Annotated in this window: 14 protein-coding genes; 4 read left to right on the top strand and 10 right to left on the bottom strand. The window is 70.3% G+C overall.

Annotated elements, in window-relative coordinates:
• Positions 1-119 precede the first annotated feature (119 nt).
• Entirely contained in the window at positions 120-1,106 is a 987-nt protein-coding gene (locus AB0K35_RS11750; RefSeq protein WP_363885082.1) for a terpene synthase family protein, read from the top strand.
• A gap of 21 nt (positions 1,107-1,127) precedes the next feature.
• On the opposite strand, the gene mqnP is transcribed toward AB0K35_RS11750, so the two are convergent.
• Together mqnP and AB0K35_RS11740 are read right to left on the bottom strand one after the other, a co-directional pair.
• Complete coding sequence (mqnP, locus tag AB0K35_RS11745) at positions 1,128-2,039, bottom strand: menaquinone biosynthesis prenyltransferase MqnP (RefSeq protein WP_363885080.1); 912 nt, start codon at positions 2,037-2,039, stop codon at positions 1,128-1,130.
• A complete protein-coding gene (locus AB0K35_RS11740) occupies positions 2,039-3,499 on the bottom strand; it encodes a menaquinone biosynthesis decarboxylase (RefSeq protein WP_238668701.1) in 1,461 nt (486 codons plus the stop codon). The genes mqnP and AB0K35_RS11740 overlap by 1 nt, the downstream gene beginning before the upstream one ends.
• Before the next feature lie 314 nt (positions 3,500-3,813).
• Between AB0K35_RS11740 and AB0K35_RS11735 the strand changes: the two genes are divergently transcribed.
• Positions 3,814-4,689, top strand: coding sequence for an alpha/beta hydrolase (locus tag AB0K35_RS11735; protein ID WP_363885078.1), 876 nt, complete (start codon positions 3,814-3,816; stop codon positions 4,687-4,689).
• Between the two features lie 24 nt (positions 4,690-4,713).
• Here AB0K35_RS11735 and AB0K35_RS11730 read toward each other — a convergent pair whose 3' ends face one another.
• Positions 4,714-5,268, bottom strand: coding sequence for a carboxymuconolactone decarboxylase family protein (locus tag AB0K35_RS11730; RefSeq protein ID WP_238668699.1), 555 nt, complete (start codon positions 5,266-5,268; stop codon positions 4,714-4,716).
• Positions 5,269-5,350: 82 nt separating this feature from the next.
• Here AB0K35_RS11730 and AB0K35_RS11725 point away from each other — a divergent pair, with 82 nt between their 5' ends.
• Positions 5,351-5,827 (top strand): MarR family winged helix-turn-helix transcriptional regulator, encoded by a 477-nt coding sequence (locus AB0K35_RS11725; RefSeq protein ID WP_238668698.1) that lies wholly within the window; start codon positions 5,351-5,353, stop codon positions 5,825-5,827.
• 91 nt (positions 5,828-5,918) lie between these two features.
• On the opposite strand, the gene AB0K35_RS11720 is transcribed toward AB0K35_RS11725, so the two are convergent.
• Together AB0K35_RS11720 and AB0K35_RS11715 are read right to left on the bottom strand one after the other, a co-directional pair.
• On the bottom strand, positions 5,919-6,107 hold the full coding sequence (locus tag AB0K35_RS11720; protein WP_238668697.1) for a DUF397 domain-containing protein: 189 nt from the start codon (positions 6,105-6,107) through the stop codon (positions 5,919-5,921).
• Positions 6,098-6,904, bottom strand: a complete 807-nt coding sequence (locus AB0K35_RS11715; protein WP_238668696.1) for a helix-turn-helix transcriptional regulator — start codon at positions 6,902-6,904, stop codon at positions 6,098-6,100. Before AB0K35_RS11715 ends, AB0K35_RS11720 begins: the two co-directional genes overlap by 10 nt.
• 330 nt (positions 6,905-7,234) lie before the next feature.
• Between AB0K35_RS11715 and AB0K35_RS11710 the strand changes: the two genes are divergently transcribed.
• Positions 7,235-7,453 carry a hypothetical protein gene (locus AB0K35_RS11710; protein WP_124774705.1) on the top strand — a complete coding sequence of 73 codons (219 nt, stop codon included), beginning with the start codon at positions 7,235-7,237 and terminating at the stop codon, positions 7,451-7,453.
• Between the two features lie 36 nt (positions 7,454-7,489).
• Here the strand turns inward: AB0K35_RS11710 and ccsB are convergent, their stop codons facing one another.
• The 5 genes from ccsB to AB0K35_RS11685 are packed head-to-tail and all read right to left on the bottom strand — an operon-like array spanning position 7,490 to position 12,135.
• The gene (gene ccsB, locus AB0K35_RS11705) at positions 7,490-8,461 is read right to left on the bottom strand and encodes a c-type cytochrome biogenesis protein CcsB (protein WP_238668695.1); all 972 of its coding nucleotides are present in this window, start codon (positions 8,459-8,461) and stop codon (positions 7,490-7,492) included.
• A complete protein-coding gene (locus AB0K35_RS11700) occupies positions 8,461-10,104 on the bottom strand; it encodes a cytochrome c biogenesis protein ResB (RefSeq protein WP_238668694.1) in 1,644 nt (547 codons plus the stop codon). The genes ccsB and AB0K35_RS11700 overlap by 1 nt, the downstream gene beginning before the upstream one ends.
• Positions 10,104-10,922, bottom strand: coding sequence for a cytochrome c biogenesis protein CcdA (locus AB0K35_RS11695; protein WP_238668693.1), 819 nt, complete (start codon positions 10,920-10,922; stop codon positions 10,104-10,106). The genes AB0K35_RS11700 and AB0K35_RS11695 overlap by 1 nt, the downstream gene beginning before the upstream one ends.
• A complete protein-coding gene (locus AB0K35_RS11690; protein ID WP_238668692.1) occupies positions 10,922-11,488 on the bottom strand; it encodes a TlpA disulfide reductase family protein in 567 nt (188 codons plus the stop codon). The genes AB0K35_RS11695 and AB0K35_RS11690 overlap by 1 nt, the downstream gene beginning before the upstream one ends.
• A complete protein-coding gene (locus tag AB0K35_RS11685) occupies positions 11,488-12,135 on the bottom strand; it encodes a histidine phosphatase family protein (protein ID WP_091395739.1) in 648 nt (215 codons plus the stop codon). The genes AB0K35_RS11690 and AB0K35_RS11685 overlap by 1 nt, the downstream gene beginning before the upstream one ends.
• Between the last annotated feature and the right edge of the window lie 3 nt (positions 12,136-12,138).

Raw genomic sequence — 12,138 nt, 5'->3', positions numbered from 1 at the left:
GGTGGGCACCCCCGGGGTTGGTCCGGTCCGACATGTCGGACGGGGCACCTGCGCATCCCACCGACCTGACATGCTGCCGCTGGCGATTGCACCGGAACCATCTCGAAGAGGAGGCATCGGTGACTACCGGCGAGATCCTCCGGGCACTGCGTGCCGAATGTCCGATCCCGCCCCGGCTCCCACCACCACACGTCGATCGTGTGCAGGACTGGCTGCTCGGTCTGCTGCCCGACCTTGGCCTTCCACTGGACGACGCCGCGCTGCACCGGCTGTCCCGGGGCGCATTCGCCAGGTACGCCGCGCGGCTCTACCCGACGGCGACCGAAGCCGATCTGCGGGTGCTGACCGCGCTGTTCACCTGGTTCTTCCTGGTCGACGACGCCTGCGACGGGCCGAGTCGGTTGACGCCGGAGCAGATCCGGGCGCTGCGCAACGGCACCCTGGCGCTGCTGCACGACGGCACCCGGCTGCGGCAGGCCGGGCTGACCGGCCCGCTGCGCCGACTGCTGGTGCTGGCCTGGCGGGAGCCGCGCCGCCGGATGCCGGCACGGTGGCGGCAGCGTTTCGCCGACGCGGTGGCCCGGCACCTCGACGGCACCTGGCAGGAGGCCGTCACCAAGGAGGCCGGGCGCCGTCCGAGCGTCGACGAGTACGTCGAGCTACGTCGGTCGACCTCGGCGGCGGAGGTGTCGTACCCGCTTGTGGAGTTCGTCAGCGGCCGGGCACTGCCCGACCCGGTCTACCACTACCCGCTGCTGCGTCAGATCGCCCGCACCGGCAACGACCTGCTCTCCTGGTACAACGACCTGGCGTCGCTGGAACGGGACCGGAGGACCGCCGGCGGGCACAACCTCGTCCTCGCCATCGAGGCCGAACTGGGCGTGCCGGAGGCGGAGGCGGCCGAACGGGCTGCCGAGCACTGGCGGGAGGCGATGCGCCGCTTCGTCGCGTTGCGCGCCGCGGTGCCGTCATTCGGCCCGGCGTTGGACGAGGCGGTCGCCGATCATCTCGACGGGATTGCTAACGCCGTGCGCGGAACCATCGACTGGACCTTCGAGAGCGCCCGCTACCCCGTCAGCACCAGCCCACCAGCCTCAGTGCCGTAGGCCGAGCCGGACCACCCGGCCTCACTGCCGTAGGCCGAGCCGGACCACCAGGTCGAGCAGGGCGAAGAGGAACAGCGCGATGCCGACGAAGCCGTTTGCGGTGAAGAACGCCCGGTTGACCTTGCTGAGGTCGGTCGGGGTGACCACCAGGTGCTGGTAGCCGAACGCCACAGCGGTCAGCGCCAGCCCGATCCACCAGAGCCAGCCGAGACCGATCAGCGCACCGAACCAGATGAACAGCGCGAAGGTCACCACGTGCGCGACGGTGGAGGCGTGCAGCGCGAAACGCCGACCGTACCGGGCGGGCACGCTGTGCACGCCGATCTCCCGGTCGATCTCGGAGTCCTGGCAGGCGTAGATCAGGTCGAAGCCGCCGATCCACAGCCCCACTGCCGCGCCGAGCAGCCACGCCGGCCCGGAGCCGTCCAGGGTGCCGGTGACCGCCAGCCAGGCGCCGACCGGGCCGACCGCCTGGGCGATCCCGAGGATGGCGTGCGGCCAGTTGGTGAACCGCTTCGCGTAGGGGTAGACGACCAGCGGCACCACGGCGAGCGGCGCGAGCACCAGGCAGAGCGGGTTGAGCAGGGCGGCGGCGACGAGGAAGACCACAAGTGCGACGGCCGCGCCGGTCCAGGCCGTCCGCACGCTCACCGCTCCGGTGACCAGTTCCCGACCGGCGGTACGCGGATTCCGCGCGTCGATCTTGCGATCGAGGATCCGGTTGGCTGCCATCGCGAACGTCCGCGCCCCGACCATCGCCACTGTGATCAACAGCAGGTCGAGCCACCGTACCCGGCCGCCGTTGATCTGCATGGCGGTCAGCGCGGAGAGGAACGCGAACGGCAGCGCGAAGACCGAGTGCTCGACGGCGACGAGCTTCAGGAAGGACTTGGTCCGGCCCGGCTTCGCCGTCGGTGCGTCGATGACGGCCATCAGATCCCGTACTCCTTCCAGCGCTTGTCGACCAGGGCGGTGACTTCGGGGCTCATGCTCATTTCCTCCGGCCAACCGCGGGTGTAGCCCTCGGTGGGCAGCTTGCGGGTCGCGTCGACGCCAGCCTTGCCGCCCCAGAACTGCTGGTACGACGAGTGGTCGAGATGGTCCACCGGACCCTCGGTGAGCAGCAGGTCGCGGGCGTAGTCGACGTTGCCGAAGGCCCGGAAGGCGACCTCGTTGTAGTCGTGCACGTCGCAGTCCTCGTCGACGATCACGATCAGCTTGGTCAGAGACATCAGGTGCGCGCCCCAGATCGCGTTCATCACCTTCTGGGCGTGCTTCGGGTAGCGCTTGCGGATCGAGACGATCGCGCAGTTGTGGAAGACGCCCGCGGCCGGCAGGTCGTAGTCGACGATGTCCGGGATCATCAGCTTGAGCAGCGGCTGGAAGATCCGTTCGGTGGCCTTGCCGAGGCCGTGGTCCTCCTGCGGCGGCTTCGAGGTGACGATCGAGTGGTAGACCGGCTTGCGCTGCATGGTCATCGCTTCGATGTGCAGCACGGGGAACGGCTCGACCGGCGTGTAGAAGCCGGTGTGGTCGCCGAACGGCCCCTCGGGCAGCCGCTCACCCGGCTCCAGGTAGCCCTCCAGCACGATCTGCGCGTGCGCCGGCACCTGCAGCGGCACGGTGAGGCAGTCGACCATCTCCACCCGCTCGCCGCGCAGGAACCCAGCGAACAGGTACTCGTCGATGTCGCTGGGCAGCGGCGCGCTGGCCGCGTACGAGACGACCGGGTCGCAGCCGATCGCGACCGCGACCGGCAGGCGCTGCCCGAGCCGCTCGGCGACCGCGTGGTGCGCCGTGGAGTCCTTGTGGATCTGCCAGTGCATGCCCAAGGTGTTGCGGCCGTGCTGCTGGAGTCGGTACAGGCCGAGGTTGCGCTTGCCGGTCTCCGGGTGCTTGGTGTGGGTCAGCCCGTAGTTGTGGAAGATCCCGCCGTCGTCGGGCCAGACCTGCAAGCCCGGCAGCCGGTTGAGGTCGACGTCCTCACCCCGGTAGACGACCTCCTGGCAGGGGGCTGTCTTCACCTTGCGTGGCGGCAACGACTTGAGCTGCATGACCTTGCCGAGGCCCTCCCGGATGCCCGACCAGCCGACCGGCAACTCCGGCTTGATCATCGCGCCGATCCGGGCACCGATCTCGTCCAGCGAGTCGACGCCGAGCGCCATCGCCATCCGCTTCTCGGTGCCGAACAGGTTGATCGCCACCGGCATCTCGCCCCGGGTCGGACGCTCGAAGAGCAGCGCCGGGCCGCCGGCCCGCACCGTGCGGGTGACCACCTCGCTGATCTCCAGGGTCGGATCGACCGGGACGTCGATCCGGCGCAACTCCCCCGCGCGCTCCAGCGCCGCGATGAAGTCCTTGAGATCGGTGTACGGGAAGCCACGAGCCGCCATGTCGCCCAGTCTCCCGCACCGACTCCCGCAGGGCCCAAGCCGGGTGCTGTGACGCTCGCGATCGGCGCGTCTAGATCGACTCGGGTTCCTTGAAGTCGCGGTGTCCCGGGCCGCCGGACACCGCGACTTCAAGGAAGACGAGTCGATCAACCGGCAGGACCCGAATCTCGCGGGCATGGCGGGCGGTGGAGCGGGTAGCCGGGCAGGCGGCGGGCGGACGGCAGAGGACGCGCGCACGGCGGACGGCAGAGGACGCGCGCACGGCGGACGGCAGAGGACGCGCGCACGGCGGGCGGCGGCGGATGGAGGCGGCGATGGGTGGGGAGCGGGTTCCGGCGGGGTTCACCGAGCAGCGGGCTCGGGTCGGTAAGATCACCATGAACTACGTTCGTGGCGGTGCCGGCCCGCCACTGGTGCTGCTGCACGGGTACCCGCAGTGCTGGCACATGTGGCGGCATCTGCTGCCCGAGTTGGGGCGCTCCTTCGACGTGGTCGCGCCCGACCTGCGCGGTTTCGGGGGCAGCGACGCCGCGGACGGCGGGTACGACAAGAAGACTGTCGCCTCCGACCTGCATGGACTACTCGACCAGCTCGGCCTGGCCAGTGACCTTCGGCTGGTCGGGCACGACCTGGGGACCATGGTGGCGTACGCGTACGCCGCCGCCCATCCGCAGCGGGTGAGTCGGCTGGTGCTCAGCGAGGCGCCGATCCCCGACGAGAGCATCTACACGTTCCCCGCGCTCACCTCGGCCGGGCCCGGGGTGTGGAACTTCGGCTACTTCTCCATCGGCAACGGGCTTCCGGAGGCGTTGGTCGACGGGCGGGAGTCACTCTGGGTGGATCGGTTCACCGACGCGCTGATGGTGCGCAAGGGCAGCATCGCCGCGCCCGACATCGAGGAGTTCGCCAGCCATCTGCGTGACCCTGCGCATCTGCGGGCGAGCTTCGCCTACTTCCGGGCGTTCGAGCAGGACATCGCCGACAACGCGGCGTACCGGGGCACGAAGCTGACCATGCCGGTGCTGGCCGTCGGCGCGGCGGCCAGCCTCGGCGGGCAGGTCGCCGAGCAGGTTCGCCGGTACGCCGACACTGTCCGCGGCGAGGTGGTCCAGGACTGCGGGCACTGGCTGTACGAGGAGCGTCCGGACGAGATGCTCGCCCTGCTGCGCGACTTCCTTGGGGCGTCCTGAGCAGCGGTTGGCAGGCGTTCCAGGTCAGGCGGTGGGCGTCCAGGCGTGGGCTGCCAGCGGTGGGTCGAGCGGCGCCCGGGTGAGCCGGTTGGCGAAGGTGGACATTGTGTACGCGCCGACGCCGAGCACCACGTCCAGCGCGTGCCGGGGCTGGTAGCCGGCGGTCAGGAAGGCGTCCAACTCGTCGTCGGGCACTGCGCCTCGGTGGTCGAGCACGGCCAGCGTGAAGCGGCGCAGGGCCTCCAGTCGCGGCTCGGGCAGCGCCGAGCCAGCGCGTAGTGCGGTGATCAGTTCGGGCGTCGCGCCGAGTTGGGTGAGCTTGCCGGTGTGCAGGGCGACGCAGAAATGGCATTCGTGACTGGTGGAGATCGCCAGGATGACCACCTCCCGTTCCAGCGGGGCGAGGTCGGTCTGCTCGAAGCCCGCGCTGGCGGTGAGGAAGCCGGTGAGCAACTGCGGCGAGTCGGCTATCAGCGCCACCGCGCTGGGCAGCCAGCCGAACCGGCCGGCTACGCCCTCGATGGCTCGTCGGGCGGCGGCGGGCGCGGTCTCGGCGGTGTGAGCGGTGAAGACGGGCATGGCTGCCTACTTTCCAGAGTGCGGATCGGGTGACGTAAGATAGTCAACGTGGTTGACGAAATAGTAAACGTGGTTGTCGAACATGGCAACCCCTGATCCCGCGCGGCCCGGCTTCGCGCTGCCGCTGCTGCTGCTGGCCGGCTTCCGGACGCTGATCGACGACCTGCACGCCGAGCTGGCCCGGGAGGGGCATCCGGAGCTGCGACCGCTGCACGGGTTCGTGCTCCAGGCCGTCGGCGTGGACGGCACCACCGCCACCGAGCTGGGTCAGCGGCTGGGCATCTCCAAACAGGCAGCCGGCAAGACCGTCGACCGGTTGGTCGCCGTCGGCTACCTGGAGCGGGTCGACGACCCCACCGACGCCCGACGGCGGCTGGTCCGAGTGACAGCGCGTGGCGCCGACGGGCTACGCCGCTCGGCCGAGATCTTCGACCGGCTGCGGGCACAGTGGGTGGACACGCTCGGCCCGGAACGGGTCACCGCGATGGAAGACGACCTCGGCACCATGGCCTCGGCCAACTGGTTCCGGCTCGACGTGCCCGGCTGGTTCGGCGGCTGATCGCGGGCGCGGGCGAGACCTCCGGGCCATCCTGCTGGGGTGGCCCGGACCGGGGGCGGGAACGCCTGCGGCTACCCGGCTGAGCGGACGGTCAGTGGGTGCGGGCCAGCTCGACGAAGGCCCGCCACGAGGCCGGGGTGAAGGTCAGCAAATCGCCGTCGCGGTCCTTGGAATCGCGGACGTGCACCCGGCCGGGCAGGTTGTCAGCGACCTCGACGCAGGCGCCAGCGTCATTGCCGCTCCGGGTGGACTTGTGCCAGCGGGCTCCGGTCAGATCCATGGCTTCACGATCTCCTCGAGCAGGTCGATCGACTGCTGCCGGGGCAGCGCGTCACTGCGCAGACTCTCCCACCTTCCGAGCAGCGTCGCCACCTCGTTGATGTCGTCCACGGCGGTGCCACCGGTCTGGTTGTCAAGGAAGCCAAGCCAACTGCCGTCGGCGGTGCGGCCGAGGATGAACGGCCCGAAGAGGCCGGCGTGCAGGCCCACACCCTGCGGCAGCACGTGCACCCTGATGTGCGGGCGGCGGGCGCACGTCACCAGGTGCCGCAGTTGCTCGGCCAGCACCCCGGCGCAGCCCTCCGCGAAGCGCTGCAACGCGGCCTCGTCGATCACGGCGGTGAGCTGCGGCGGGTGCTCCCTGTCGAGGATCGTCTGCCGCTCCAACCGGGCCGCCACCAACTCCTCCACCCGGTCGGCTGTCAGCCCCAGGTCGAGCCGGAACACCGCCCGGGCGTAGTCGGCGGTCTGCAACAGCCCGGGAATCATCGTCGCGCCGAAGCAGCGCAGTTGGGTGGCGACCCGCTCGACCTCCAGCCAGGGGCGGAACCAGACCGGCTCGCCGTCGCGCCGACCCAGCTCCCGCAGTGAGACCAGCAGGCCGCCGGTGTCGAGCACCTCGTCGGCCCGGATCAGGTACGCCTCGTTGGGCGCCGCCTGCCCCAGCTCGACGGCCGACACCATTGACGGCGAGTAGTGCGCGCGTTTGCCGTACTCCTCCTGAGTCAGCCCGGCCGCGAGCCGGGACCGCCGGAGCTGCTCCCGGATCAGCGCCGCCGTGGACACCACTGTGGTCACTGCATCCACCTTCCGCCGCGATCGTCGGGTCGCACGACCCACCTGCCGCACGGTAGCGAGCCCTCGACGCTGCGTCACCCCATGACGCGCATATCGCGGTAACGCGAGCTGCGACCCCGGCTCACCGGCGGCCACCACAAGATCCACCCGGGTTTCAGAAAGTCGCGGTGTCCCGGGCCGCAGGACACCCCGACTTCCTGGAAGCCGAGTGGATCAACGGCCGACCGGGCGCGGGACACCGCCATATCGCCGATCAGGACCGGGTCAAGCCCGGCAGACACATCTCACCGGGCCTGGCCGAACGGCGGGAAGCGGGCGCAGAGTGGCTTCATGTCGGACGCCTACGTCGTCGGCGACCCGGACGGGTTGTCGCCCCTGCTGGTCGAACTTCGTGACGCCGTCGCCCGGGAACTGCACGCCCAACTGGCGATGCGCGGTGAGCGGATCGAGCTGGCCGATCTACCGGAGGTGTCCTACCAGGTCACCATCCAGGTCGAGCGGGCGTTGCGGGCCTGGCAACCCACCCGGTGGACGCGGGCCGCTCACTGACGGAATCCGTGACCGGCCCGCACCGCGTTGCCAGGATCAGTCCAGCCCGCCGTACGAGTGCAGGCCGGTGAAGAAGATGTTCACGCCGAACAGGTTCATCAGCATGGTGAGGAAGCCGAGCACCGCGATCCAGGTGGCCACGTTCCGCTTGACGCTGGGCGTCGCGCGGGCGTGCAGGTAGCCGGCGTACACCACCCAGGAGATGAACGCCCAGGTCTCCTTCGGGTCCCAGCCCCACGGCCGGCCCCAGGCCGCCTCGGCCCAGATGGCACCGGCGATCACCGCGAAGGTGAAGATCGGGAAGGCGAAGGCGTGCAGCGCGAAGGTCAGCCGCTCCAGGCCCGCCGCGCCGGGCAGCCGCTTGGCCAGTGTGTACGGGAAGCTGCGCTTGCCCTGCTCGTACCCGTTGCGCATCAGGAAGCCGACCGCCGGCACCACACCGAGCAGGAAGATGCCGGACGCGAAGACGATCGTCGAGACGTGGATGATGAACCAGTACGAGTTCAGCGCCGGCACCAGCGGCACGATCGGCACGTACAGCACCAGCTCGGCGGTGGCGACCAGCAGCACCATCACCAGGGTGAGGAAGAGCCCGAGCTTGCGCAGCGACTGTCGCTTCCAGAGCACCACCAGCCAGGCGGCCACCCCGATGAACGTCACAGTGAGCACGAACTCGTACATGTTGCCCCAGGGCATCCGGTCCGCAGCGAGCCCACGGGTCACCAGCGCCGCCAGGTGCAGCGCGGCGGCGACAGCCGTGGCGCCCACCCCGATCAGGCCCGCGAGCCGGGCCCGCCCGGCGGAACGGTCGACCGTGGGCGGCGACGGGACCGGCGCGGGCGGCGTCGGGACGACACCGCCACCCGCACCGACCAACTCGCGCACCGGAGCCGCCGTGGCGACCCGGGTACGCACGTTGCCCAGCGCGTACTCGACGGCGTGGCCGATCATCGCGATCAGGTACGCCAGGATCGCGAATGTCACCAGATTGTCGGAGAGTGCGGACATCACTCGGCTCCTTCTCGCACGCCGGCCCGGTCAGCGGAGTCAGCGCCAGCACCAGCCCGTTCGGCACCGCTGACGGCGGCGACCAGCTGGGTGAACTCGTCGGCGAACCCTGGATAGTCGGTACGCGGCAACCCGCCGACCTCCATCAAGCTACTACCGCTCGTCGGAGATCCTTCCCCGGGGTCGGCCGGCACCACCCGGAAGAACACCCGGCGGCGTTTCCCGAACAGCGAACCCATCAACCCGACCAGCAGGACGCCGCAGCTGACCAGCAGCATCGTCGAGCCCGGATCGTGCCGGATGGAGAGGGTGACGTACCGCTCGGTGCCCAGGAACTCGACTGTCGTGCCGTCGTCCAGCTTCCAGGTCTCGCCCTTGCGGAGCAGTTTGGTGCCGACCTCCTTGACCTTGCCGGCCCGCACCTGCCGCTGGTCGAGTTGGTAGACCGAGCCGGGGATACCGGCGTCCAGGCCGAGGTTGCCCCGGTAGGCGACCAGGTTCAGCGCCGGGTTGCGCTCGGTCGGGTACTGCGAGCGGACGAACGGCGCCTGCTCGGGTGCCGTGGGCAGGTAGATGCCGGTGAACGCCATCTGCAGATCCGGTGCGCGCTGACCGGTCGCCGGGTCGACGTTCGCGTCCGGGAAGGCCGCCAACCCTTCGCTGGTCAGGCCCATGTCGCCGGTGGTCAGGAACGGTTCGTCACTGATCTGGCTGTTGCCGAACCGGTCGGTGTAGCGGATCACCGGGGCGTACCCGTGGCCGAGCAGGTAAACGCTCGCGTCGTTGAGGCGCAGCGGCGAGTTCACCGAGAAGTCGGCGCTGCGGGTCGGCTCGTCCGGGCCGTCGACTGTGACAGTGGCGTTGAAGAACTCCGGTTGGCCGGACGCCAGGAACCGGGCCTCGAAGTCGTCCAGCCGCAGGCAGAAGCCGGGCAGGTCGGCGCTGTCCACCTGAGGGCCGAGCTTCGCCTCGGCGTACTGCTGACGGGTGTTGCAGAACGCGTTGTCAGCGCCGGCCACCAGCAGCCGGTTGCCGCTCCAGCCGTACCAGGAGCCGAGCGCCACGCCGATCAGCACCGCGATCAGCGAGGTGTGGAACAGCAGGTTGCCGGTCTCCTTGAGGTAGCCCTTCTCGGCGGAGACCTCGTCGCCGCGCACCTCGACACGCCAGCGGCGCTTGCGCAGCGCCTCCGCGATGGCCGCCGCCCCACCGGGCGGGGCGGGCAGCACTGTGTGCTGCGGCAGCCGGGCCATCCGCTTCGGCGCGGCCGGCGGACGCGAGCGCAGCGTGCGGACGTGGTCACGCAGCCGGGGCGTGATGCAGCCGATCAGGGAGGTGAACAGCAGCAGGTAGATCGCGGAGAACCAGACCGACCCGAAGACCTCGAACGCGCCGATCCGGTCCAGCCGGGGGGCCCAGTCCGGGTGGTCGACGAAGTACTCGTTGACCTTCTCCGGGCTGATCCCGCGCTGCGGCAGCACCGAGCCGGGGATGGCGGCGATCGCGAGCAGGAAGAGCAGGATCAGCGCCGTACGCATGCTGGTGAGCTGCCGCCACGAGTTGCGCAGCAGGGCCAGCAGCCGGTTCGGCCGGCGGCGTGGCGCGGGCGCCGCGGTCTCCGGTCGGTCCTCGACGACAGTCATCAGATGCTCACCTCGCCCACCCCGACGGTGGTCTGCAGCCAGATCACGAAGCTCTGCCATCCGCCGGTGACCAGGGCCAGACCGATCAGGATGAGCAGGGCGCCACCGACCCGGGTGACCCAGCGGCTGTTGCGCCGAACGGCGCGGAAGACCCCGAGCAGGCGTTCGAAGCCCAGCCCGAAGACGATGAACGGTATCCCCAACCCGAGGCAGTACGCCACGGCGAGCACCACGGCTCGGTCGCTCTGGCCGCTTGCGGTGGCCATGCCCATCACCGCGCCGAGCGTGGGGCCGGTGCAGGGCACCCAACTGAGCGCGAAGACCGCCCCGAAGACCGGTGCGCCGAGCAGTCCGGCCGACGGCAACCGGGAGATCCGGAACTCCCGTTGCAGGGCCGGGATCATCCCGAGGTAGCTCAACCCCGCCACGATGATCAGCACGCCGACGCCGATCTGCAACTCGCGCTTGTAGTCGAAGAACACCCGGCCGATGCTGGCGAAGAGGATCGCGGTGGCCACGAAGACGACTGTGAAGCCGCCGATGAAGAGAAGCGTCCCGGCGAGTACCCGACCCTTGACCGCGCCGACCCGCGCGACCCGCTCCTTGACGGCGACACCCCCGCCGGCCGGCGCGGGATCGGCCTCCGGCCGCCGGCCCTCCAGGTCGGCGCCGGCCAGACCGGTCACGTACGACAGGTAACCGGGGACGAGCGGAAGCACGCACGGGGAGAGGAAACTGACCAGGCCGGCGAGCGCCGCCGCGCCGATGGCGAGCAGCAGCGGCCCGCGGAGGGCCAGTTGCTCGAAGGTCTCCCCCATCAGTTCGGGGCCGGCTTCTCGGCGGCGACCCGTTCGACGATCGGCAGCAGCTCGTCCTTCGTCACAGCGCGACGGATCACCACGGCGATCCGGCCGTCGCGGTCGAGGACAACAGTCGCCGGTGTCGAATTGGGCGGGATGTCGAAGTTCAGCGCCTGGCGGCTGGAGGGGTCGAAGATGCTCGGGTAGGTGGCCCGCCCCTGCTCGAAGGCGATCGCCTTGTCCTTGCTGTCCTGCACGTTGACCCCGAGGAAGGTCACCCCGGACGCCTTGGTGGCCTGGTAGGTGTCCTCCAGGTCGTCGGCCTCCGCACGGCAGGGAGCGCACCAGGAACCCCAGAAGTTGACCACCACCACCTGGCCGCGCGCCTGGGAGACGTCGTACTGGCCGCCGGTGAGCAGTTCGCCGATCACCTTGGGGGTCTTCGACCGCTGGTCCGGCGCACAGGTGATCGTGAGGCCATCACTTGTGCAGTCCTTCTCCCCGCCGCCCCCGGACGTGCAGCCGACCAACGCCACCGCGGCGACGGTGGCGAGCAGACCGGCGGTCCACCTCCGGGCGTTCATCAGGCCCCCTTGGCCGTCCGGGCGGTCGCGGAGAGAGCGATCAGGTGCGCGGCCGGCTCGCTGTAGCCGATGCCCGCCACCTTCGCGCCATCGAAGTGGAACGAGGTGAGACTCGCCAGCCCGCACTGCCGCTTGCGCGGGTCGTGCCAGAGCCGCTTGCGCTCGACGTAACGACGCAACGTCCAGATCGGGAGCTGGTGCGACACCAGCACCGCCTCGCGTCCCTCGGCGGCGACCCGGGCGGCGTGCACGGCAGCGAACATCCGCTCCGCGATCACCCGGTACGCCTCACCCCAGGACGGGGTCACCGGGTCGCGCAGCACCCACCAGTTGCGCGGGTCGCGGAACGACCCGTCACCCGGGGAGACCTTCTTGCCCTCGAACCAGTTGGCGCTCTCGATCAGCCGCTCGTCCACCCCCACCGGCAGCCCGAACTGGGCGGCGATCGGCTCGGCGGTCTGCTGGGCGCGCTCCAGCGGGCTCGCCACCACGTGCACGATCTCCCGCTCGGCCAGGCCCTGCGCGGCGGCCTTGGCCATCTGCACACCCAGCTCGGAGAGGCGGAACCCGGGCAGCCGGCCATAGAGGATCTGGTCGGGGTTGTACACCTCGCCGTGCCGAAGCACGTGGACCACCGTCTTGCTCAAGAT

The organism is Micromonospora sp. NPDC053740, assembly GCF_040677775.1.
GTDB lineage: Bacteria > Actinomycetota > Actinomycetes > Mycobacteriales > Micromonosporaceae > Micromonospora > Micromonospora alfalfae.
The sequence above is the reverse complement of the archived record's forward strand: the minus strand, read 5'-3'. Positions and strand labels throughout refer to the sequence as shown.